Annotated in this window: 20 protein-coding genes and 1 pseudogene; 8 read left to right on the plus strand and 13 right to left on the minus strand. The window is 42.1% G+C overall.

Translation table 11 applies throughout. The features are described from left to right. Window positions 1-86: 86 nt before the first annotated feature. A complete protein-coding gene (locus tag CDC33_RS21040; RefSeq protein WP_109010451.1) occupies window positions 87-2,312 on the plus strand; it encodes a hybrid sensor histidine kinase/response regulator in 2,226 nt (741 codons plus the stop codon). A 318-nt stretch (window positions 2,313-2,630) separates the two neighbouring features. After that, entirely contained in the window at window positions 2,631-4,967 is a 2,337-nt protein-coding gene (locus CDC33_RS21045; protein ID WP_109010452.1) for a beta strand repeat-containing protein, read from the plus strand. A gap of 227 nt (window positions 4,968-5,194) precedes the next feature. Here the strand turns inward: CDC33_RS21045 and CDC33_RS21050 are convergent. Then, window positions 5,195-5,602: pseudogene (locus tag CDC33_RS21050) on the minus strand (RNA-guided endonuclease InsQ/TnpB family protein); the annotation flags it as partial. Window positions 5,603-5,644: 42 nt separating this feature from the next. Between CDC33_RS21050 and CDC33_RS41355 the strand changes: the two are divergent. After that, entirely contained in the window at window positions 5,645-5,779 is a 135-nt protein-coding gene (locus CDC33_RS41355) for a hypothetical protein (RefSeq protein WP_280524428.1), read from the plus strand. Here the strand turns inward: CDC33_RS41355 and cysK are convergent. Next, on the minus strand, window positions 5,776-6,738 hold the full coding sequence (cysK, locus tag CDC33_RS21055) for a cysteine synthase A (RefSeq protein WP_109010454.1): 963 nt from the start codon (window positions 6,736-6,738) through the stop codon (window positions 5,776-5,778). The two genes, CDC33_RS41355 and cysK, sit on opposite strands and share 4 nt — an antisense overlap. A gap of 18 nt (window positions 6,739-6,756) precedes the next feature. Continuing rightward, entirely contained in the window at window positions 6,757-7,227 is a 471-nt protein-coding gene (locus CDC33_RS21060; RefSeq protein ID WP_181374095.1) for an RrF2 family transcriptional regulator, read from the minus strand. A gap of 226 nt (window positions 7,228-7,453) precedes the next feature. Here CDC33_RS21060 and cysE point away from each other — a divergent pair, with 226 nt between their 5' ends. Together cysE and CDC33_RS21070 are read left to right on the plus strand one after the other, a co-directional pair. After that, entirely contained in the window at window positions 7,454-8,179 is a 726-nt protein-coding gene (gene cysE, locus CDC33_RS21065; RefSeq protein WP_109010457.1) for a serine O-acetyltransferase, read from the plus strand. A 232-nt stretch (window positions 8,180-8,411) separates the two neighbouring features. Continuing rightward, a complete protein-coding gene (locus CDC33_RS21070; RefSeq protein WP_109010458.1) occupies window positions 8,412-8,999 on the plus strand; it encodes a Crp/Fnr family transcriptional regulator in 588 nt (195 codons plus the stop codon). 6 nt (window positions 9,000-9,005) lie between these two features. Here CDC33_RS21070 and CDC33_RS21075 read toward each other — a convergent pair whose 3' ends face one another. Together CDC33_RS21075 and CDC33_RS21080 are read right to left on the minus strand one after the other, a co-directional pair. Next, window positions 9,006-9,392 carry an NIL domain-containing protein gene (locus CDC33_RS21075; RefSeq protein WP_369694335.1) on the minus strand — a complete coding sequence of 129 codons (387 nt, stop codon included), beginning with the start codon at window positions 9,390-9,392 and terminating at the stop codon, window positions 9,006-9,008. Continuing rightward, window positions 9,364-10,026, minus strand: a complete 663-nt coding sequence (locus tag CDC33_RS21080) for an NIL domain-containing protein (protein ID WP_109010462.1) — start codon at window positions 10,024-10,026, stop codon at window positions 9,364-9,366. The genes CDC33_RS21075 and CDC33_RS21080 overlap by 29 nt, the downstream gene beginning before the upstream one ends. 36 nt (window positions 10,027-10,062) lie before the next feature. On the opposite strand from CDC33_RS21080, the gene CDC33_RS41360 reads away from it, so the two are divergent. After that, entirely contained in the window at window positions 10,063-10,191 is a 129-nt protein-coding gene (locus tag CDC33_RS41360) for a hypothetical protein (protein WP_280524429.1), read from the plus strand. Between the two features lie 471 nt (window positions 10,192-10,662). On the opposite strand, the gene CDC33_RS21085 is transcribed toward CDC33_RS41360, so the two are convergent. The 6 genes from CDC33_RS21085 to purE form a co-directional block, all read right to left on the minus strand. Continuing rightward, window positions 10,663-10,929, minus strand: a complete 267-nt coding sequence (locus CDC33_RS21085) for an NIL domain-containing protein (RefSeq protein ID WP_109010463.1) — start codon at window positions 10,927-10,929, stop codon at window positions 10,663-10,665. Between the two features lie 149 nt (window positions 10,930-11,078). Then, window positions 11,079-11,954, minus strand: coding sequence for a sulfate ABC transporter permease subunit CysW (gene cysW, locus CDC33_RS21090; protein WP_109010465.1), 876 nt, complete (start codon window positions 11,952-11,954; stop codon window positions 11,079-11,081). Beyond that, on the minus strand, window positions 11,941-12,801 hold the full coding sequence (gene cysT / locus CDC33_RS21095; RefSeq protein WP_109010466.1) for a sulfate ABC transporter permease subunit CysT: 861 nt from the start codon (window positions 12,799-12,801) through the stop codon (window positions 11,941-11,943). The genes cysW and cysT overlap by 14 nt, the downstream gene beginning before the upstream one ends. Window positions 12,802-13,028: 227 nt before the next feature. Continuing rightward, window positions 13,029-14,219 carry a sulfate ABC transporter substrate-binding protein gene (locus tag CDC33_RS21100; RefSeq protein ID WP_109010468.1) on the minus strand — a complete coding sequence of 397 codons (1,191 nt, stop codon included), beginning with the start codon at window positions 14,217-14,219 and terminating at the stop codon, window positions 13,029-13,031. Window positions 14,220-14,642: 423 nt separating this feature from the next. Continuing rightward, window positions 14,643-15,422 carry a class II glutamine amidotransferase gene (locus CDC33_RS21110; RefSeq protein WP_109010471.1) on the minus strand — a complete coding sequence of 260 codons (780 nt, stop codon included), beginning with the start codon at window positions 15,420-15,422 and terminating at the stop codon, window positions 14,643-14,645. A gap of 166 nt (window positions 15,423-15,588) precedes the next feature. Then, entirely contained in the window at window positions 15,589-16,107 is a 519-nt protein-coding gene (gene purE, locus CDC33_RS21115) for a 5-(carboxyamino)imidazole ribonucleotide mutase (protein ID WP_109010472.1), read from the minus strand. Window positions 16,108-16,206: 99 nt separating this feature from the next. Here purE and nagA point away from each other — a divergent pair, with 99 nt between their 5' ends. Both nagA and CDC33_RS21125 read left to right on the plus strand, forming a co-directional pair. Next, entirely contained in the window at window positions 16,207-17,427 is a 1,221-nt protein-coding gene (gene nagA, locus CDC33_RS21120; RefSeq protein WP_109010473.1) for an N-acetylglucosamine-6-phosphate deacetylase, read from the plus strand. Between the two features lie 461 nt (window positions 17,428-17,888). After that, on the plus strand, window positions 17,889-18,599 hold the full coding sequence (locus tag CDC33_RS21125) for a PEP-CTERM sorting domain-containing protein (protein ID WP_109010475.1): 711 nt from the start codon (window positions 17,889-17,891) through the stop codon (window positions 18,597-18,599). Between the two features lie 247 nt (window positions 18,600-18,846). Here the strand turns inward: CDC33_RS21125 and CDC33_RS21130 are convergent, their stop codons facing one another. Both CDC33_RS21130 and CDC33_RS21135 read right to left on the minus strand, forming a co-directional pair. After that, window positions 18,847-19,971 (minus strand): site-2 protease family protein, encoded by a 1,125-nt coding sequence (locus tag CDC33_RS21130; RefSeq protein WP_109010477.1) that lies wholly within the window; start codon window positions 19,969-19,971, stop codon window positions 18,847-18,849. Window positions 19,972-20,340: 369 nt separating this feature from the next. Continuing rightward, window positions 20,341-22,053: a putative bifunctional diguanylate cyclase/phosphodiesterase gene (locus tag CDC33_RS21135; protein ID WP_109010478.1), complete on the minus strand. Its 1,713-nt coding sequence runs from the start codon at window positions 22,051-22,053 to the stop codon at window positions 20,341-20,343. Between the last annotated feature and the right edge of the window lie 325 nt (window positions 22,054-22,378).

A 22,378-nucleotide genomic window follows, 5' to 3' on the forward strand; every position in this document is an offset into this window, starting at 1 on the left:
AGATTAAGTAGTTGTAGTTATACAAAGACAGTTCTACTTTTTCCATAAAACTGCAAGGCAAAATTGTTTCTTCTTGAGGTCAACTAATGCAGGTGGTGTCAGCTAGAGATATTACAGAGCGCAACCAGTCCCAAAAGGCTTTGCAAATCAAAGAAAATCATCGGCGAAAACAAAGTCAGACGCTGGTGCAGTTGGCAAGAAGCAAGACATTTCAGCAAGGTGATCTCAATGCAGCTTTAAAGGAAATCACAAAGGCTGCTGCTCGGACGCTTTCAGTAAAGCGCGTTGGTGTATGGTTATATAATCAAGAACGTTCAAAAATTGAATGTATCGATTTATATAATGTAAGCACCAAGGAGCATAGCTTTGGTAACTCGCTTTCAGAAAAAAATTATCCAGCTTATTTCCAGGCTTTAGAAGAAGAACGTACCATTGCCGTAGATGATGCCATAAACGATAAAAGAACCCAAGAATTAGCCGAGTCCTATCTTTCAGTTTGGGGCATCACATCCGTGCTGGATGCACCAATTTGGTTAGAGGGTTGTTTGATAGGTGTAGTCTGTCATGAACACATAGGCGAAAAACGCCAATGGACTTTAGAGGAAGAGACTTTTGCTGGCTCCATTGCAGATTTTGTGACGCTGGCTATAGAAGCGAAAGAGCGAAACTTCGCACAAGAAGCATTGCGACAGAGTGAAGCGCAATTTCGGGCGATTTTTGAGCGTTCTTCTATCGGCATTGCACTTATAGATATGAAAGCGCAGATAGTCGATACTAATCTGGCACTGTGCGAGATTTTAGGATATAGCCGAGAAGAGTTAGACGGCAAGCGCTTTACAGATTACATTTGCACACAAAGGGGGGATTTAAAACTTTACAAACAACTGACGTCAGGAATTCACACAGACTTAGAGAGAACTTCGAGAGTAGGCTTCCAACCCTCCAAACATCAGGAACAGTTTGTCGAAAGACATCGGATTGAGATGGAGAGACGCTGCCTGCATCAAAATGGTAGTTTAGTTTGGACTCATATCTCTGTTTCTGTTATCCCAGCCAGCAATGGTGAACCTGAGTTTTTTCTAGCGATGATTGAGGACATTACTGAACGTAAGGAAACAGAATTGAAACTTCGTGTTTCTCAAGAAGCAGCAGAAGCTGCTAGTCGGGCAAAAAGTGAATTTTTAGCAACCATGAGCCATGAGTTACGGACACCTCTCAATGCAATTATGGGTTTGTCGCAGTTGTTGCAACAAGAAATAGTTGGCTCTCTCAATGAAAAGCAGAACGAATATGTAAGTTGTATATACAGTAGTGGTGAACATCTGCTGGCACTAATTAACGATATCCTGGATTTATCTAAGATAGAAGCAGATAAAGAGGAACTTTTACTCTCACCTTTGCCAGTGTCAGATTTATGTAATTATGCTATATGGACAGTGCGCGATCGCGCCTTAGAAAAGGGATTGCAACTCACCTGTAAAATTGACGTAGAAGATAATATTTGTATTGGTGATGAGCGGCGTATTAAGCAAATGTTACTCAACTTACTCACTAATGCGATTAAATTCACCTCAGTCGGTCAGGTATCGCTAGTAGTAAAAAATGTATCGCAAGGAATAACATTTACAGTTTCAGATACTGGAATTGGTATAGATTCAAATCAGTTTACATTTTTATTTGAACCATTTAAACAACTTGATAGTCGGTTAAATAGGCAGTATGAAGGTACTGGTTTGGGTTTAGCGTTAACACGCAAATTAGCACGTTTGCATGGTGGAGATGTGACTGTTATATCGACTTTGGGAGAAGGTAGTCAGTTCACGCTATTTCTACCAAATCCAGTGGAGATGCAAACAGAACAAAATAAAGGACAGCAAGATACAGCAACAACATCTTCCCCAGCTACCCCCCAGAATCAAATCATTTTACTTGTGGAAGAAGAAGAAAATGCTGCCATAGTATTGCAAGATTATCTCCAGACAATTGGCTATCAAGTTAAGTGGATAGACAACATAAATAACTTTTTAGAACAAGTGCAAAACCTCCAACCAAATTTAATTTTGTTAGATGTCCAGTTAATAGGTAATGCTAGTGGCTGGGATTTGTTAAATGTTCTCAAACAAGAGCCTTATTTCCCAGATTTGCAGGTAGTGATGATGGGCTTTAGTGAGCTTCCACAGGAGAAGCTTTCTATTGTGCAAGCTGGTGCTAACGACTATCTTATCAAACCAATTCGAGTAGTTCAATTAGAGTCAATATTGACACGATATTTAAATTCTAGCGATTTTCAGATTAACGAAACACCAATTTAGACCGGAGCGATCGCATTCATATTTTTCGTCCCAAATAGGTATTGTAAAATGATGTGAAGCGATAGTTTAACCTTCATCATCCCTTAGGTGTAGCCTAACCCAGGCATCGCTACCATCAATATAAAAGTGTGAAGATTATACAAAGTTCAGTATTTTTATATACATTTATCAATCAATAATGTGAAGACTAAGCAAAGATGTCTCTTTAAGTATAGATATCTAAGTAAATATTTTGTATTTATTGATCATATTGCTAAAAGCTTCAACTCTTGGCGAGTTAATTGTGTCCTCAAAAATCGATTCAGGTAGGTAAAAGTTATGGCAAATATCATTGGAACCAACGGTAATGATACTCTAGTGGGCGACTACTCCGACGAGAATACAATTGACGGTCTAAGGGGGAACGATACCATTACAGGTGGTATAGACAATGATATCGTGACTGGTGGCAGGGGAAACGATACCATCAAAGGCGATATAGGCAATGATATCCTGACTGGTGGCAGCGGCAACGATAAATTTGTTTATGACTTGTACGACGGCATCGATATTATCACCGATTTCGGTGGCGTAGGTAAAGGCTCAAATCCCTCGGCACCAGTCATTGCCGAAGTGGATACCTTGATATTCCAAGATATAACTGCCCAAAATCTGCTACTCATCCAAAATGGTAACAATCTGGAAATTACCTTTGAAGAGGTGGGTGATCTGATTGATAACTATCCGGCTTACTTTAGCGATCCATATTTCGTTGAGACGAAAGTCATCCTGCAAAACTTTACCCTGGAAAACCTAGATAACCTATCAACGCTGGGCAATATCCAGTTTTCTGGGCAAACCAGCATCAGTGATAGCTTTGATGTCGTCAATGCCAACTCCATCCAAGAGAACCCGTTCAACAAGAACACAGTTACCTTTTTTAACGACCTGAATAACTATGTCATCGGCTTTGACAACTCAAATGATGTCATCAATGGTCAGGGCGGTAATGACAGCATCAACGGCAAAAGTGGCAACGACCTGCTGCGCGGTGGTACGGGGAATGATACTCTCACTGGTGATCTGGGGAATGATACTCTCATTGATAATAGTGGCAACAACATCCTCAACGGTGGTGATGGTAACGATACCTTGAATGTTGACAGTTCAACAGGCGATAACCTACTCTCTGGGGACAATGGCAATGATTATCTCTTTGCCTCCTCCAACTATCGCTACCGCTTTTATCCTACTTCAGGGAATAACACCCTCAACGGTGGCGCTGGTGACGATACCTTGAATGTTGACGGTTCAACAGGTGATAACCTACTTTTTGGGGACGATGGCAATGATTATCTCTCTGCCTCTGGTTACTACGACTACTACTACTTCGAGAGATATGAGACTTCAGGGAATAACACCCTCAACGGTGGTGATGGTAACGATACCTTGGATGTTCGATCTTCAACAGGCGATAACCTAGTCTTTGGGGGCGATGGTAATGATTCTCTCAGTTCCTATGCCCTCACAATTAGAGGGAGTCTCTTTGACTCCTCAGGTAATAACACTCTCAACGGTGGCGATGGTAACGATACCTTGATTGTTGGTGGAACAGGCGATAATCTAGCCTTTGGGGGCGATGGCAATGATTCTCTCTCTGTCTATGGCTACTTTGAATCCTTCCAAGAATTCAATAATGTTCCTGGAAATAACACCCTAAATGGTGGCGCTGGTGACGATACCTTGAATGTTGACCTACCACAAAGCGATAACCTTCTAAATGGGGGCGATGGTAATGATTATCTTTTTGTGTCTCGCCAGTATTATTACGACGATGATGGCGTTTTTGGAAATAACACCCTAAACGGTGGTGCTGGTGACGATACCTTGAATGTTAACCTATCACGAAGCGATAACCTTCTAAATGGGGGAGATGGTAATGATTCTCTTTTTTTCTCTCGCCTGTATAATGACGATGATGGTGCTTTTGGAAATAACACGCTAAACGGTGGTGCTGGTAACGATACCTTGAACGTTGACGGTTCAGCAGGTGATAACCTTTTAAATGGGGGCAATGGCAATGATTATCTCTTTGCCTCTCGCTCCTACTACAACTACTACCTTGAAAACGACATCTATAACTACGTCTATGAAGCTTCTGGAAATAACACCCTCGACGGTGGCGCTGGTAACGATAGCTTGAATATTGACAATTCAAGTGGCGATAATCTCTTGGATGGGGGCAATGGCAATGATTCTCTTAGTGCCTCTGGCGCTTCTGGCAATAACACTCTCAAGGGTGGTGCTGGGAGTGATTTCCTGAAGGGTGGGAACGGTAATGATACCCTCTATGGAGGAAATGGTGCTGATACCTTTGCTTTCAATAGTTATAATGAAGGCGTTGATAGTATTTATGACTTCAACGCAAATAATGAATTTATTCAGGTATCGCCTGCTGGTTTTGGTGGGGGGTTATTAAAAGGTTTCCTCTCTGCTAGGGAGTTTACCCTTGGAACATCTGCAACCACGATCGCTCACCGATTTATCTATGATGACACTACAGGTGCATTGTACTTTGACCAAGATGGCAGTCGAGGTGGGTTTACTCAGGTAAAATTTGCACAACTATTTGGTGGAGTGTCACTAACTAACAACGATTTTTATGTGATTGCTTGATCGTGATGAGCGTTTGATGATTCTAGCCAGATAAAAATAAGAAATTATGCAAATACGAGATGCCTATAATAGCATCTCGCATTCGACTTATTAATTGCGATCGCTGAAAATTCTTCTGATTCTCTAACTATTCTCAATCCTGAATTCTGACGCCTCGGCGGAGCTTCTGCGGCTTTGCTCCTAAATTCTTACAAGTGACCTACCTACACCGCCTGAGTACAGGTCGGTTTGAATTGTGGATAAGTGAAAGTCTTATATTGACCTTTACCCTTGAATCTAGGCTTACCGCTACGCTTACCATTAGCGTCACCTTTTAGCCATCGGTCAAAAGCTATCTCAACTTTTTTTGGTACTTCCTGTAGTACTTGAGAGTGAATATTTTTGTACCAAGGACGGACTTTCTTTAGCTGGGTTAGCGTTGCCTGTTGACTAAAGCGATTAGGCTTATCTTTAAGTTCTCGAATATGACAAACAATTAGAGAACATCTATCTATTGGACATCGGTTCATCTCGTACCATTCAAACCTTTGAGCAAGTTGATAATTGTACTGGCAACGCAGCATATCTAACGTGTTGTCAATAGCCTGAGCTTGCAATGCAGTTGGTTTTAATCGGTACTGATAGGATGTTCTCACTTGTTCGACTAGATAAGTGTTACTCTTTTAGTATACGCTGATTTGGCTATAGCTACAAAAAATTATGAACTTGATTTGGCTTACGCTCAATATCGGTCTACTGACAGTCGTCAACTCACTCGCATTCATCCCACGCTCCGTCTAGTGAGACGTGGGACTTCTGCTGAAATTAGTTAAACTTTGCTCAACCACTCATTCTCCTCTGGGTCTTTAAACAGTGAAGTACTGAGGTAGCGTTCACCGAAGCTGGGCTGTATCATCACGATTAGGCGACCTGCATTTTCTGGCCGTTGTGCTACTTGAATAGCAGCATACAACGCAGCACCAGTAGAAATCCCCGATAGCAATCCTTCTTCTTTTGCTAGACGACGGCTGTAAGCGATCGCTTGCTCATCCGCTACCTGAATCACTTCATCCACCAATTCTGAACGGTAAATTGCTGGGACAAATCCCGCGCCAATACCTTGAATTTTGTGAGGCCCTGATTTACCGCCTGCTAATACTGGGCTATTGCTTGGTTCAACTGCGATCGCTTGAAAACTTGGCTTCCGTTTTTTAATAACTTCGGCAACTCCGGTAATCGTCCCACCAGTACCCACTCCCGCCACGAGAATATCTACCTCTCCATCGGTATCATCCCAAATTTCTTCTGCCGTGGTTAGGGCGTGAACTTTCGGGTTAGCGGGGTTGCGGAACTGCTGCAACATATAAGCATTGGACGTTTTAGCGACAATTTCCTCTGCATGAGCGATCGCTCCTCGCATCCCTTCTACCCCTGGCGTTAACTCTAGTTGAGCGCCATAAGCTTTGAGCATGGATCGTCTTTCATGGCTCATTGTGTCAGGCATTGTTAGAATAAGATGGTACCCCTTGGCGGCTGCTACCATCGCCAGCGCAATTCCTGTATTTCCAGAAGTCGGCTCTACTAAAACAGTTTTTCCAGGGTGAATCAAGCCTGCTTCCTCCGCCGCTTCCACCATACTCGCACCAATCCTGTCTTTGACAGAAGATGCTGGATTCATGCTTTCTAGCTTCACCACAATCTGAGCAACCGCTCCTGAAGCTTGGGGAATCTTATTTAATTGAACTAAAGGAGTTCGGCCGATTAACTCTGTGATATCTTTGGCTATCCGCATGTAGGTACTCCGTCGTGTCTAAATATAATACATTGGACTTTGCTGTGCGCGAGTCTCTCTTTCCTGGCACAAGTCTTGGAGTGTATAACGACCCAAAACTTCAATTGAGGCAGCGTTAGCTTGCTCCCAAACTTCATAAACCAGAGTCTTTTCCAGAGTCGGAGAGTCAGAGGTATCTTTCTCTTTCCGCTCGCCTTCTACCAAAGTGACAATTTCAAGTATTGTAATCTGCCAAGGTTCACGAGCTAAAACGAAACCTCCTTTAGAGCCGCGTTGACTCTGCACCACACCAGCACGCCGGAGGTTGGTCAAAATTTGTTCCAAATAGCGCTCAGGTATGGGTTGCTTGGCAGTGATCTCACTCATGGTTAGAGGAAGCTTTTTCCCGTGGTGGCTTGCTAGTTCTAAGAGTGCCAGCAGCGCGTATTCCACTTTGGAAGACAAATCCAAGAGAGCGTAGTTTTGGCTATTCAAGGCTGTACTCAACATACTACGGTAAATTGGGGGACTTCTCGCAGTTTAAGCGAAATTTATTTTTCTCAAAGTGTGGAATGTGATAGCATCCCACTTATTACCCGCAAAAACACTCTATCCTATCGGCTTACCGTAGATTATTATCCTACACAATTCCTATAAATGACCTGATCTTTTAGTGGGAATTATTCTGAGTTTCTGTTTTCAGAACCTCACTTACTAACGAAAACCTTAACAGAGTATGCTACTAACTGATTTGCGAACCATTTTTGAGCGTGACCCAGCAGCCCGTAACTGGCTAGAAGTATTGTTCTGTTACCCTGGACTCCAAGCTTTAGTGTTTCATCGATTAGCACACTGGCTGTATAAAATTGGTATTCCCTTTATACCAAGGCTCATCTCTCATATTAGTAGGTTTTTAACCGGAATTGAAATTCATCCTGGGGCATTAATTGGCCAGGGAGTGTTTATAGACCACGGGATGGGAGTAGTGATTGGCGAGACTGCGATCGTGGGCGATTATGCCTTGATCTATCAAGGTGTTACCCTTGGCGGGACTGGGAAAGAAAGCGGCAAACGCCATCCAACTTTAGGCTCTCATGTAGTTGTGGGAGCGGGTGCAAAGGTCTTGGGAAATATTCAAATTGGCGATCGCGTCCGTATTGGAGCAGGTTCTGTGGTGTTGCGAGATGTCCCCAGTAACACTACTGTAGTGGGGATTCCAGGGCGCGTGACTCGTCAGAACAACTCGTCTACCAATGTTCTGGATCATGATAAAGTACGCGACGTAGAAGCTGAAGTCATCCGCGCTTTATTTGAACGCGTCAAGGCTCTAGAGAAACAATTCGAGGAGTTGCAAGAATCAAGTTTGTCCCCAACTGAGCTTGACAACGAACCAACCGACAACCCTAAGAGCAATAATTCTGATGGGATAATTGAAGATTTTCTTGATGGTGCGGGAATTTAATTTTGGGCATTGGGCATGGGGCATTGGTTGTGGGGCATGGGGCATGGGGCATTGGGCATTGGGCATGGGGTATTGGGCATTAGGCATTGGTTATTAATTCTCCTCATCTCCCTCATCTCCCCATTCCCCACTCCCCACTCCCCACTCCCCTCTTTAAAATATTCATAGCCTCTGAGAACCTGATATAAATATAATACTACGGTTAATTTATCGGAGAATAGTCTTATATATTATGGTAGCTTTGTACACAAGTTTATCTAGCTCAAGTAATAATACTAAAGAAGTTTTTGCCCGTAGGTCATTTTTACCAGAGCATGAAAACGGACTTTGGAAGATTGAAACGGGTTTTATCAGGACTTTTACTTATCTGGAAGATGGTACAACCGTCGCGCTGGGATTGTGGGGCCCTGGAGATGTCGTTGGTAAGGCTTTGTCAAAATTAGATCCTTACCAAATGGAATGCCTAACTAAAGTAGAGGCGACGGTCTTACCTCTAGAGGAATGGACTCAACTAACAGAAACTCTACTTACCCATATCCAACAGGCTCAAGAATTGATGGTTATTCGTAGCCATAAAAAAGTTGAAACTATGCTGCTCAAGCTATTGGCATGGTTATCCAAAAAGTTTGGTTCAGAAGTTGAAAAAGGACGTTTAATAGATATGCGTCTGACTCACGAAGACCTGGCGGAAATGCTCGGTTCAACTCGTGTGACTATCACTCGTATTCTTGGACAGTTTGAGCAAGAGGGCCTGATTGCTCGTCTTTCCTTGCATCGAATTGTGCTGCGAGAAGAAGAAATTTGGTACTATGAAATTTAGATTATTTCAGCAAAACCAGCCATCGCCGTCAGCATTCGGCTTACCCACAATTCTCAGATTCAGGGATTCCAGGTAAGCCAGACCACTAGAGATTTGTGACACTGTTCCCCGCAATTCAATGTCAAAGTATCCTTCTTGATCTGTATTTGGTTGTAGCATAGCTTTAGTAATATTAACTACCAAGCCGTAAGCAGAAATTAACTGCGAAATCACAGGCGCTTGCAGATAGCATTTAGGAATATATATCCGCAGCCGAATCTGGGTGATTTGGCTTTTTGTGTAAACTGAAGAAACCAGTGATAATCTGGTTTGGGAATTGTGACGGTTATTTAATGCTGCCATTGGGTAGTGACTATTTTGTGAATTAGCGTAGGCGTAGCCCGTCGTATACATCGCTATAAACGCTAGACAAATCTAGCCAAATTGGTAGCCCCAGTTTTTCTAAATAACTCAGGCTAGAGTAGAGTTGCTTTGTTCTCCCCCATAAATCCAAATCAAACCAGCCGTCATCTTCGGTATCGGGTTGGAGTCTAGCACTGGTGATATTGACTGTTAGTCCATAACGAGAAACTAACTCGGAAATCACTGGTTCTTCGTAATAAGATTTTAAGACGCACACTTGCAAGCGCAATCGACTGGTTTGACCGAGAGAAATCCATTGCTGGAATTGTTCTTGCCATTGATTTTTTAGCCATGCAGAGTCTTTGGGACTCATGCTAGCTGGATGTGGGAAAGTTAAAGAGTGTTGGTTGGGTTGAATGTGGTTAGCGATCGCTAATTCCAGCAAATTCACTCCCAATCCTTGCAAGTAAGTTAGACTATTTGTCAGTTTTTGAGGATTTCCCGAAAGTTCCAAGTCAAACCAGCCATCGCTGTCACTGTCAGATATCAAGGATGCGGCTTTGATATTAACGGTTAAATCATAACGAGACACCAGTCGAGAAATTACAGGTTGCCTATGATACCTCTGAGGCACAAGAATTCGACTGTGGACTGAAGCGGGTTCTACAGATTTACTCTGAGACATCAGATTAATTCCCAATAGCGATGCCTACAGGGGACTGTGCCTACGCAATCTTTAGGTTCGGCAGAGAATTTTGCTAATGCCGTACCCCTGCAACTCAACTGTGCTTCCATGAATGTCAGCCTCATAGAGATTTTCATATTTCTGGCTTCTATTAAACTACGGTAACACTATCGATTTTACGCATTTATTCTTATGCAAAGCAACGTATCACAAAGTTTGCAAAAAAGCAATGTGTAAATGCACGTAACTATGCTCAGTTTATTTGGAGTATTATAGCACTACTGTTGACAATTCACTATATCTGTAGTATATATATGACGTAATAATATTAAAGTGTTTCCACAGCTTGAAACGCAATTTTAAGGTTTTTTAATCGAAAGTAATTGATTGGCTAGTGGGCGATCGCATATATCAGTAAACCAAAAAGTTTTTCTCCAGAGAGCGATCGCTAAATATTTTCTTTTATTACTATGAAAAAATAAAATATTTGTAGGTTGGGTTAAACAAAGTGAAACCCAACCTACGCTTAGATTTATAAAAACTAATCACAAACATTAGTTTCTGATTTTTATCTCGTGAGAGTCATAAAAAAGCGTTAGTAAGCCCAAAGTAATTTAATTTCACCTGCCTTTGAGTTTACCAATCACTTGCTTTAGTGTCATCCCAGACTTCCAATTCCAAGTCGCGGAGATAACTTAACCCGCTCTGAATTTGTGCATCTGTTCCTTGTAATTCCAGGTCAAACCAACCATCACCGACAGCATTCGCTCCCAACATGGCTGCGGTGATATTCACAGTCAGTCCATAGTCAGATACCAGGCGAGAAATTACAGGTTCCTGGTGATAGTCTTTGGGAATTCTTAGTAGAATCCGTTTGTTAGTAAGTGTATTGTCAGTAGCCATATCTGAATTATTTCAATCCCTGATAGGGATTGGTACAGAACTACTCTTAACCTTAGCGGTAATTTCCTGATAGGTACTAAGTAGATCGTACCATGTCCCATGATTTGCTTGTATCCTATTCACAGGATAACTATAATCTCTTAATTTTTCTATTCAACATCTTTAATGCGGGTTTTCCGTTCTAAAAGCTCCTTCAGTACTAAGGTTACTACTGCTAGCAACGCTAACAGTACAGCCGCAGAGAAGGCAGCTTCGGTTTCATATTGTTTGTAAGCGTCTTCTACAAACAGTGGTAGGCTCTGGGTTTGGTCAGCAATGTTGCCAGATACCACCGAAACCGCGCCGAATTCACCCATTGCTCTGGCATTGGTCAAAATTAAACCATAGAGTAAACCCCAACGGATACTAGGCAAGGTGACGCGCCAAAATATTTGCCAATCTTTCGCACCTAAAGTTCTAGCAGCTTCTTCTTGATCCTTGCCAAATTCCTCTAAAACAGGAATTACTTCCCGCGCCACAAAGGGCATACTTACAAACGCTGTAGCCAGCACCATACCTGGAAAGGCAAAGATAATTTTGATATCATGAGCCTGGAGCCAAGGCCCAAACCAGCCATTGCGACCGTAAAGTAGCACAATCATCAATCCTGCAACTACGGGCGAGATGGAAAAGGGCAGGTCAATAATGCTCAAAACTACAGCGCGTCCGGGAAATTTATGACGAGCGATCGCCCAAGCTGCACATAAACCAAATACCGTATTTAAAGGTAGAGAAATCACAGCTAATAACAGTGTTAACCAAGCTGCATGGAGAAAAGCTGGGCGCAACAGGTTGGATAAAAACGGCCCAGTTCCTTTGCTGAAGGCTTGCACAAAAACGTTAATTGCCGGGATATATTGAACTAAAGCTAAATAGGTGATCGCTATACCAATTAAAAGTATTGGTACCCAACTCTTCTGCTCTTTCGGTTTGGCTATATCTGTATCAGATGCAGATGAGTGAAAACTTGGCTTATCTACTGTCATATCGCCTTGCCCATGCTTGTAAGAAATTAATTGCCAATAGTAGTACCAATGAAATGGATAGTAAAACTATGCCAATTACTGTTGCACCAGAATAGTCATACTGCTCTAACCGTTGGAAAATCAACACAGGTGCGATCAAATCTTGGAATGGCGTATTGGAAGAGATAATTACAGTCGAACCATATTCCCCAACTGCACGGGAGAAACCCAAGGCAACACCAGTTAAAATTGTCGGAAATAAAGGTGGCAAAATCACTTTCCAAAAGGTCTGCCATTGAGAAGCACCCAGACACCAAGCGGCTTCTTCAATTTCATGTTCCATTTCCTGAAGCACGGGTTGCACAGTTCTCACGATAAAAGGTAGTGAGATAAATATCATTGCCACTGCTACTCCCGTGCGGGTAAAGGATACCTTAATTCCCAGTGGTGCTAGTAGCGAACCTATCCAACCATTATCGCTGTAAACTGTTGCCAATGTTAACCCTGCTACCGATGTTGGTAGTGCAAAGGGTAAATCCACTGTGGCGTCAATCAAGCGTTTGAAGGGAAAGTCGTAGCGAACCAAAACCCAGGCAATTAGAGTACCAAATACGCCATTGAGCAAGGCTGCAAAGATTGCTGTAAAAAAAGTGACATTGTATGTTGCTAATGCTACATCACTGGTTGCGATCGCCCAAAATCTCGCTGGAGGTTCCGTACTTGCTTTCAGGAACATGGCAATTATGGGGATAAACAACATCACTGTCAGGTATCCTATGGTGATTCGCCAAGTCCAAGGAACCCGCCCCAATTTCTTCCAAAACGGTGTTTTGCGTTCAACTTCGAGAGACGGAGATACAGTTGTCATAGTCAAAAATTCAAAAATTGAAATTCACAAGAAGTTTTGGCGTTGCTGATTGGGATATGAAAAATAATTTTGCGTCATTTTAAAATCTTTGTAGAGACGTTGCAATGCAACGTCTCTACATCTCGATTTATACCTCGATTCAGCAAGACCGAAGTTTTTCGTCATTAGTTGGTCTTTTTGTTCACCGACCATTAACAAATGACAAATGACAAATGACAAATGACTAATTACCTTTTCTTGGCTTGAATCTGGTCAAAAATCGCTCCCTCTGCGAAGAACTTCTGATTGATTCCATCCCAACCGCCGAAGTCTGCAACTGTACCTAAAGTTTTCACCTTAGGAAATTTGTCTGCTACTTCCTTACTTAGGGTCAAAGTATCATCCACTGGCCGGAATCCCAATTTTGCAAATTCCTGTTGAGCCTCTGGAGTATATAGATATTTGACAAAACCTTCGGCAACTTCACGCGTACCGTGCTTATCAACATTTTTATCTACCACTGCGATGGGATTATCGATAGATATATTGACATCAGGGATGATCGCAGTTAATTTTTCACCCTTTTGTTCTGCCAAGATAATCTCATTTTCATAGTTAATCAGGGCATCACCTTGACCCTGCTTAAAAAAGGCATCAGTAGCTTCACGGGCATCTTTAGTTAACAAGGGCACATTTCTGTACACTTTGGTAACAAATTCAGTCGCTTTAGCATCATCTCCACCAGTTTTAATTACTGAATTCCAAAGAGCTAAGAAATTCCAGCGAGCAACTCCTGATGTTTTAGGATCAGCAGTAATTAGTTTGATACCGTCCTTAGATAAATCTTGCCAAGTCTTGATGTTTTTCGGATTGCCTGGACGGGTGACTAATGCTGCCACTGATTTAGAAACAATCCCATTATTAGGAACTTCTTTTTCCCATCCTGGCTGAATCAATCCAGCCTTCTCAATCTTTGAGGTGTCTCCAGCTAGTGCCAAGTGAACAACATCTGCTTCCAAACCATCGATAACGGCGCGAGTTTGGGAACCAGATCCGCCATAGCTTTGCTTGAAGACGACAGTTTGGTTATGATCTTTCTTCCACTGTTCTACAAATTTAGGAATAATTGCTTCGTGAGCCGCTTTGGTAACTGCAAAGGAAACCAGAGTTAGTTCAACATTATCTTTACTTGCTGCCACAGGGCTGGCAGCAGGGGTTTCAGAGGAAGGATTACTCGCTGTTCCACCAGAGCAGGCGGCAAGCGCCAAACTCAATACAGTCCCTACCAAAAAGAGTGATACAAAGCTTTTGAGCGAATTTAGTCTGAACCGATACGTTCTATGTTTAACGTAGATGCGTTTGCGGAGCGTCTCGCAGAGAAGCAGCTTGTCATAAGACATCGCTTGTAACCTTTTTAGTGGGCGTTGCCACAAACTCATTTTATTTCCTCCGCTAAATCTACAAATAATTGATGGGAATACAGTTATTAGTGTTTATCATACTGGATAATTCCATGTATCTAGTTGCAAACACTAACAAACCTCACATTCTTTATCAAGAATATGGTGATTTTAGCAGTTTTGTGAACAATTACAATGCTTTTACTTTTAACTATCAATTTATCATCACAATTCGCTACCTAGTAAATCCAGCAAATTGCTTCATTTAGTTATTAGTCCCAGAGAAACCACGCCCACTTTTTGACATAGTTTGAATTAGTCTGATATCATTGGTTTTTTTCGCCTAGAAAGGGCGAGGTATGTACCAAAAAGTTATCAAAAATAAAACCCATCTAGAAAGTATCTATATCTAAATGGGAAAATTTCTGGTTAATTTGTGAATTCGCCAACAGGATCAGATTCTTAACTAAATGCATATTTCAGGGGTAGTCCATCCTGAAAAACTAGTAATTCTCCAGGTTGGATTTGTGTCCAAACTTCGTTGTCAGTAAGGGGTGTGGTGGCAATGACAGCGACGCGATCGCGTTCTGTAGTCACCTCCCGAAAATCTACAGTCATGTCTTGGTCAATTAAATGGGCAGCTGCAAAAGGCGCTTGGCGGACAATGTAGCTGAGTTTGGTTGAACAATAAGCAAAAAAGTGGACTCCATCTGATAATAAGTAATTAAATATACCCACGTTTGCAATTACAGCAGTAATTTCTTGCAACACAGGGTACAGTTCCTTTATGTCAGGCTTACCTCCAGGAAAGCGCGATCGCAATGTTTCTAAGATCATACAGAATGCTTTTTCGCTATCTGTATCACCTACGGCTTGATAAAATCCCAAATTTTCTGGTTCAAAATTTGGCAAATTACCGTTGTGGGCAAACACCCAATATTGACCCCACAATTCTCTGCGGAAAGGATGACAGTTGTGTAAGGCAACTTCACCCTGAGTAGCTTTACGGATATGGGCAATAACATGGGTTGAGTGGATGGGATAACTCCGCACAAACTCTGCGATAGGAGAAGCAACAGAAGGTTGAGCGTCTAAAAACATTCGACATCCCTTTCCTTCAAAGAAAGCAATGCCCCAACCATCGCTATGATCATCCGTTTTTCCTCCCCGTGCAGAAAACCCTTCAAAAGAAAAGCAAATATCCGTTGGAACATTGCAATTCATTCCGAGCAATTGACACATGGATGTTGTCGCTCTCAATTTTTGACTACGGCCTCAGGATCAAGATACTTCAGAATGCTCATTGATTCTGGAGCGATCGCTTCAATCTTAGAATTGAAAGCTGAGATATTCCAAATGATCCCTAAAAATAAAGAATCTGCTTCAAGTGAGCAATATGACACTAATCTTAAAACATTTGCTGTAAATATTGCTCATAGCCTAATTCTTCTAGTTTTGCTTGTTTTGCAATTACTGATTCACATAACGTTTGGCGATATTGCTGCACTTTGTCTAACAATTCTGGTTGATGAGTTGCGAGGATTTGTACTGCTAAAAGTCCGGCATTTTTGGCATTACCGATCGCCACTGTTGCTACTGGAATACCCGCAGGCATTTGTAAAATAGAATACAAAGAATCAACGCCTTGTAAGTTACGAGTAGGTACAGGAACACCAATAACAGGAAGTGGAGTTAAAGAGGCTACCATTCCCGGCAGATGTGCTGCACCACCAGCACCAGCAATAATTACCTTAATACCGCGTTGGTGTGCAAATTGAGCATATTGCACCATGCGTTCTGGGGTACGATGAGCAGAAACGATCGCCACTTCGATTTCAACACCAAATTCTTCACAAACTGCGATCGCGTCCTTCATGGTGGGCAAATCGGAATCGCTGCCCATGATAATACCAACTAAGGGAGTCATAGAATTTTGGATTTTGGACTTTGGATTTTGGATTTTGGATTAATTGCCGATTGTTCCATCTAAAATCGGGTCAGGTTTAATTATTCCCTAGCCAGTGTGATGACCAAAGCAACACAAAATCCTGTAGATATTATCAATGCTAGAGTACCTGGTTACAAAGATTTGCAGATGCTCTTGGTTAACCAAGAAGGCATAATTGAAGAAATCTTGCCAATGGGTACGGTAGGGATGCACAGATGTACGTCCCTACTAGATGTTGGTGGTGACTGGATTTCTCTAGGCGGCGTTGATTTGCAAATTAACGGTGCGTTGGGTTTGGCATTTCCCGAATTGACGGCTGAAAATGCTCATGTACTCCAAAAAATCTCACAATTTTTGTGGGATGTTGGGGTAGATGGATTTTTACCTACACTTGTCACAACTTCAGTCGCAAATATTCAGCGATCGCTTGCTATTATTGCTGAGGTTATTCCCACTCAAAATGCTGGTGCCAGGATTCTTGGAGTACATTTAGAAGGCCCCTTTTTGAATCTCCAAAAGCGCGGCGCACATCCAGCAGAGTACTTGTTACCCTTAACAATCGATCAGGTAAAGCGGGTTTTGGGTAATTATGCTCATGTTGTGAAAATCATCACCTTAGCACCGGAGTTAGATCCCACTGGCGAAGTCATTCCATATTTGCGTTCTCTGGGAATTACTGTCAGTTTAGGGCATTCTCAAGCAACAGCTGCCCAAGCGCAACGTGCCTTTGAGGAGGGTGCAACGATGGTAACTCATGCTTTCAACGCCATGCCAGCACTACATCACCGCGAACCAGGATTATTAGGGGCAGCAATTACCCATCCTAATGTAATGTGTGGTTTTATTGCTGATGGTGAACACGTTTCGCCCACGATGCTGCAAATTTTACTTCGCGCTAGTAATTACGAAAAAGGGCTGTTCCTCGTCAGTGATGCCCTTTCACCTTTAGGGCTACCCGATGGGGTGTATCCTTGGGATAGTCGGCAAATTGAAGTTAAAAATGGTACGGCACGACTGGCGAATGGCACTTTGTCGGGGACGACTTTACCTTTGTTAGTGGGAGTGCAGAATTTGGTGAAGTGGGGAATTTGTGACGTAGAAAGTGCAATTTTACTAGCTACTAATGCACCTAGAAAAGCGATTGGTTTACCAGAAATTGTCAAGAGTCAACCCGCTAATTTATTACGCTGGCATTGGGATAAGACTACAAAAGAATTAACTTGGCAACGTGTTCTCAGCACAGAGATGGTGAAGAAGGGAGGAGGTTGGAATTTATCTGTTACTCTCAACACCATCTAATTCCAAACTTGGGAAAAGAAAAAAGGGAAAGGGTTTTTTATCGCTAAGGATTAATTGCTGTGATAACGATAAAATTCCTACCTTCTTCAATGCCTCATTCTCACTGATTATTCAGGCAATGAATGCATTGACATTCCTGTTGCATCAATACGGTTCGGATAAGCTCTTGAGGCAAGAGGGTATATAGGGTATATCTTCAGGCATTCTTTTCTTCCCCTGCTTCTCTTCTCCCCCTGCTCCCTCTGCCTGCCTTAACCAAGAAATTCCTTAACCGAACGGTATTGCTCTAGGGGCTTGTTTAAGTTGCTAATTAGCTAATTGCAGGTTAATAGCATGTTAATTATATGTTTTTTGCTTGCTGTCATCTCCCCTTAGAGCGATTGCCTAAATAAAATTAGTATTATAATTTACTATTAGTTACATGATTTCATTGAATTACATCAAGTCATGGAGAGAAGTAGATGACAGTTGTCAACGGCAATTTTGAGGTTGGTACTTTCAGCAATTGGCGAACTATCGGTGATACCAGGATTGAGACAGCAGCTTTGGGAACTGGTACTAGCGAAGGCACTTTTCAAGCCTTACTTACCACTGGTGCTAGCGCTTCTGGGGGTTCAGTTGAGCAATCAGATTTGGAAGAATTTCTCAATTTCTCATCTGGTCTGTTGGATAATCTAGGTAATGGAGATGCGACAGAAGGTTCTGCAATTAAACAAACTTTTACAGCCAATGCTGGCGATGTCTTGACTTTTGATTGGAACTTCTTGACTAATGAGGCAACTCCATCTTCTTTCAACGATTTTGCGTTTTTTGGCGTCAGTCCTTTTGCTTTGGAATTAGCAGATACTAATTCGAGCGGTTTTTTCGGCACTTCAGCCGTCAATTTTAGTCAAGAAACAGGGTTTCAAACTATTTCTGTTGGCATTGCTCAAACTGGAACCTACACTTTAAATTTTGGGGTTGTAGATGTTGGCGATGCTAGTGTTGATTCGGCACTAATAGTTGACAACATCCAAGTTCTGTCCTTGGGTAGCATTGCTTCAAACAATGATGTCCTATTCGGAGCCACAGGTTTTGTGGGTGAGTCACCCTTGAGTAGTTCTGCAATTACTAATGTTGAACAGCTTACTAGCAGTAACGCCATAGGCACAGGGAGAGACACGACTTTCTAATGACCAATGATTCGATTTCCCCACGGCTTTTTATGGAAACTAGCAAAGCCATGTTTTCATAAAAAGCCGTGGGATGAGTTAATTTGCAATAAAACCAGGGGGCGGGTTGCGCCTACGCATTCCGAAATACTCATTACCCACCATCAAATTTCAAAAACTTTTTCCCAGTAAAGAGTAAGAAAACTGCAAAGATTCCCCCACCATAATTAAAAATTTGGTGGGGGAATCTTTGCCGCAATCAGTTTAACTATGCAGGGTTAGGTTGGGTTCGGCTTTGAAGTAGCTGGATAATTGCAGCTTTTTGTAAGATTCCAACTAAGGCACCATTCTCACGAATCACAGTAAGCACAGATAGCTTTTGTTGTTCGAGTAACTGCATGACTTCCAACAAAGGTTGATCGGATTGAACTGTGGTAGATTCGGTAATTGGTTGCATGACTTCTTTTACTTGAGTTTGTGACCACAGTGCTGTTGGGATGGTTCGTAAATTATCAATAGCGATCGCACCTACTAATTGTCCATCATCATCAGTCACCAAGAACCGATGCCAGTTTTGCCCACTTATAACTCGCTCATCGGCGAACTCTCTTAGGGTAAGATTACCAGATACAATCGGGCTATCATGAGTTACAGCATCTTCAGCAGTCAAACCTGTGAGTTTTTCTTGCACTCTAGCAAATTGAGCCGAATTACCAGCATTTCGCAACAAGAAGAAACCAATTAACAAGTTCCAGAAGTTACCGGCGCTGCCAAATAAGACTAGGGGAAGTACACCTGAAAGAATTGCTACCCAACCAAAGATTTGCCCAACTCTACTAGCAAAGGTCACACCTTTATAAGGATTGCCTGTAATTTTCCAAACCAAAGCTTTCAGTATATTTCCGCCATCTAATGGCAAGCCAGGAATCAGGTTAAACAGGGCTAATGCCAAGTTAACAGAAGCTAAAACACCTAGAATTGCAGCTGACGGCCCTGATGCAGTAGTAGTAACACCAATAGCTGTAACGATACCGCACAAGAGTAAGCTAACTAAGGGCCCGGCGATCGCTACCCAGAAAGCTTCACCTGGGGTTTTTGACTCTTTTTCTAAACTAGCTAAACCGCCAAATATAAACAGAGTAATAGATTTGACATCAATACCCTGACGAATCGCAACAAAACTGTGGCCTAATTCATGGGCGACGACAGAGGCAAATAACATCAGCGCTGTCATCAATCCCAGTAGCAAAGCTAATCCCGCAGACAATTGGGGAAATTGTGCCGCCAGTCCACTGCTATAGCTCCAAGTTACTAAACCTAGAACTAAAAACCATGACGGATGGATATAGAAGGGAATTCCGAAGAGATTACCAACGCGAATTGTGCCATTCATGTCGTTCACCTTTGATTTCAGCTTCGAGAGGTTTACTTTCGTCCTTCTCGATGTCTTTAGTGTAACGAAAGGTTAAGAGATTTTAATCTTTCTAACGGTAGTGGTGTCCGTCTGTAAAGGTGCGGTTATTGGTAATATTGGCAGCATCCCAAGTAACTCTCACTACCTCTCTATTGCCAATCATGATTGCATACGTTAGTGGGGGTGGTAAGTTTTACCCGTGACATTTCTATCAAAATTAAGGTGAAACGGCTGAAAGGGAAAAGGAAAAGGTTTTGAAGACATCCTTTACCTTTTCCCTAAGCACAAGCAAGATGAAGATTACTTATCAGAACCGTATTCGGGTGACTCTTTGGCTTAGGCATCCACCTATAGTGCAATTGCCTCAATATGCTGAGAAATTTTCTGCAACATAGGGGCAATTACATCAGCAGGGACAGGACGGCTGAAGTAGTAACCCTGTCCTTCGTCACATCCCTGCATTTTCAGGTAGTCAAGCTGTTCTTGGGTTTCTACTCCCTCTGCCGTGATACTCAACCGGAGGCTTTTTGCGAGGGCAATAATGGCATCGGTGACGGCAGCGCTATCAGGATTGGACACGACATCTTGCACAAATGACTGATCAATTTTCAGTATATTCACAGGAAACCGCTTCAAGTAGCTCAGGGAGGAATAACCAGTGCCGAAGTCGTCTAGAGCCAACCATATACCGAGTTCTCGTAATTGTTTTAAGGTTTTGACTGATCGCTCAATGTTACCCATTAAGAAGCTTTCTGTTACTTCCAGTTCCAGATCGGATGCTTGGAGTTCAGTTTTTTCAAGAATTTGATTGATGATCTCAACCAGATACGGTTGTTCAAACTGTCGAGATGACAGGTTCACAGACATCCTAATTGGGGTAAATCCAGCAAGCTGCCAAGCACGGTTTTGGGCGCAAGCAGTTCGCAAAACCCATTCGCCAATTTGTACGATCGCACCATTGGCTTCTGCAATCGGAATAAACTTTGCTGGCGAAATCATGCCTAAAGTAGGATGCTGCCAGCGAATCAACGCTTCCACAGCTGTAATTTGTCCGCTATGTAAATCAATCAGAGGTTGATAATAAACCACCATTTCGTTGCGCTCAAGCGCCCCATGTAATTCATTTTCTAATGTCAGTCGCTCCTGCAACTGAGTATTAATTTCTGGCGAATAGAATTGGTATTGGCTACGCCCTTGCTGCTTTGCCTGGTAAAGTGCTATATGAGCCTGTTGCAAAAGTTGGTCTACGCTATTGCGCTCATTTAGGTCATTAATTGTAATCCCAATGCTGGCAGTGATATGAATCAAGTTATCCCCAGCAGAAAAAGGTTTGCTCAGGGTACTCAACAGCACCTGAGATAGCTTAATCACACTTTCAAAAGAATGAATTTCTGTTCGGACAAGGGCAAATTCATCTTTGCTCAAATGGGCAAGAATATCTGTTTGTGCCATGCAGGTTGATAACCTCTGGGCAACTGCTCTTAACAACAAATTTATTGCCTCATGCTCCAACCCATGACTTATCCCAGTGAAATCATCAATACTTAGCAAAAAGACAGCTACCAGGCGCTGGTTGTTTTCAGGTTGGGATAGAATTTCACGGAGGCGATCGCAGAATAAATCACGATTGGGTAATCCAGTCAGGTCATCATAATTAGTGATGTAGTGAATTAACTCATCTAATTTGTGAAGAGTTTGTGAGGTATCCGCCATCAATGTACCCGCTTCATCAGCAAATTCTGTGGGCAATTCAGGTAGAGCTTTGGTGTTCAGATAATTTTGCAATGTAGCAGATGTCAAAATGACCGGTTTGAGGAGATGGTTTAGCGCATAGAGGGTGATAGCCGTACCCACTAACGTCGCTAACAGAGCAATAATCATAACTCGCGCCGCCATCTCTAAAGAATAGGAGTTTGAGATAACGAAACTCAAAAGTAAGGTCAAAAGTGGTACGTGAGTGCCCAAAAATGCCACCAACATGATTTTAGCGGTGTAACTTTTCTTGAGCCATCTGAAATTAGCTAGGAACGAGTAGAGGTAGAGCTTGTGATTGAGGTTCATAAATAATATTTGATAATTGGCTAATTAGTTCCGAGCTATCCTGACAAAAAAGGATTTTTTATTCTCTAGTGAAATTAGCTCTCATGTAACCCAACCCTGATCAGGTTATATATTATGCTTCCCAATTTAGTTTTCTAGTTGATATATATAACGATAAAGTTTGTGTAAAAATTATTTTTTAAGTAACTTCAGCATTAATACGTAACTGGATTGATTGTTATTTTATTAATATTTATTAGTTTGTTTTTATGTAATATCAAAGCAAATATAGGATTCCGGCTTGAATTTTGAAAGCATACTGAGGTTCAAAACTAGTTTTTGACCC

The sequence above is a fragment of the Nostoc commune NIES-4072 genome, assembly GCF_003113895.1.
Classification (GTDB): Bacteria; Cyanobacteriota; Cyanobacteriia; order Cyanobacteriales; family Nostocaceae; genus Nostoc; species Nostoc commune.

Bases quoted from the DNA above. Each gene is read 5' to 3' on its own strand.
- CDC33_RS21040 (WP_109010451.1), top strand. From the start codon at position 87: ATGCAGGTGGTGTCAGCTAGAGATATTACAGAGCGCAACCAGTCCCAA.
- CDC33_RS21045 (WP_109010452.1), top strand. From the start codon at position 2,631: ATGGCAAATATCATTGGAACCAACGGTAATGATACTCTAGTGGGCGAC.
- cysK (WP_109010454.1), bottom strand. From the start codon at position 6,738: ATGCGGATAGCCAAAGATATCACAGAGTTAATCGGCCGAACTCCTTTA.
- CDC33_RS21060 (WP_181374095.1), bottom strand. From the start codon at position 7,227: ATGTTGAGTACAGCCTTGAATAGCCAAAACTACGCTCTCTTGGATTTG.
- cysE (WP_109010457.1), top strand. From the start codon at position 7,454: ATGCTACTAACTGATTTGCGAACCATTTTTGAGCGTGACCCAGCAGCC.
- CDC33_RS21070 (WP_109010458.1), top strand. From the start codon at position 8,412: ATGGTAGCTTTGTACACAAGTTTATCTAGCTCAAGTAATAATACTAAA.
- CDC33_RS21075 (WP_369694335.1), bottom strand. From the start codon at position 9,392: ATGTATACGACGGGCTACGCCTACGCTAATTCACAAAATAGTCACTAC.
- CDC33_RS21080 (WP_109010462.1), bottom strand. From the start codon at position 10,026: ATGTCTCAGAGTAAATCTGTAGAACCCGCTTCAGTCCACAGTCGAATT.
- CDC33_RS21085 (WP_109010463.1), bottom strand. From the start codon at position 10,929: ATGGCTACTGACAATACACTTACTAACAAACGGATTCTACTAAGAATT.
- cysW (WP_109010465.1), bottom strand. From the start codon at position 11,954: ATGACAGTAGATAAGCCAAGTTTTCACTCATCTGCATCTGATACAGAT.
- cysT (WP_109010466.1), bottom strand. From the start codon at position 12,801: ATGACAACTGTATCTCCGTCTCTCGAAGTTGAACGCAAAACACCGTTT.
- CDC33_RS21100 (WP_109010468.1), bottom strand. From the start codon at position 14,219: ATGAGTTTGTGGCAACGCCCACTAAAAAGGTTACAAGCGATGTCTTAT.
- CDC33_RS21110 (WP_109010471.1), bottom strand. From the start codon at position 15,422: ATGTGTCAATTGCTCGGAATGAATTGCAATGTTCCAACGGATATTTGC.
- purE (WP_109010472.1), bottom strand. From the start codon at position 16,107: ATGACTCCCTTAGTTGGTATTATCATGGGCAGCGATTCCGATTTGCCC.
- nagA (WP_109010473.1), top strand. From the start codon at position 16,207: ATGACCAAAGCAACACAAAATCCTGTAGATATTATCAATGCTAGAGTA.
- CDC33_RS21125 (WP_109010475.1), top strand. From the start codon at position 17,889: ATGACAGTTGTCAACGGCAATTTTGAGGTTGGTACTTTCAGCAATTGG.
- CDC33_RS21130 (WP_109010477.1), bottom strand. From the start codon at position 19,971: ATGAATGGCACAATTCGCGTTGGTAATCTCTTCGGAATTCCCTTCTAT.
- CDC33_RS21135 (WP_109010478.1), bottom strand. From the start codon at position 22,053: ATGAACCTCAATCACAAGCTCTACCTCTACTCGTTCCTAGCTAATTTC.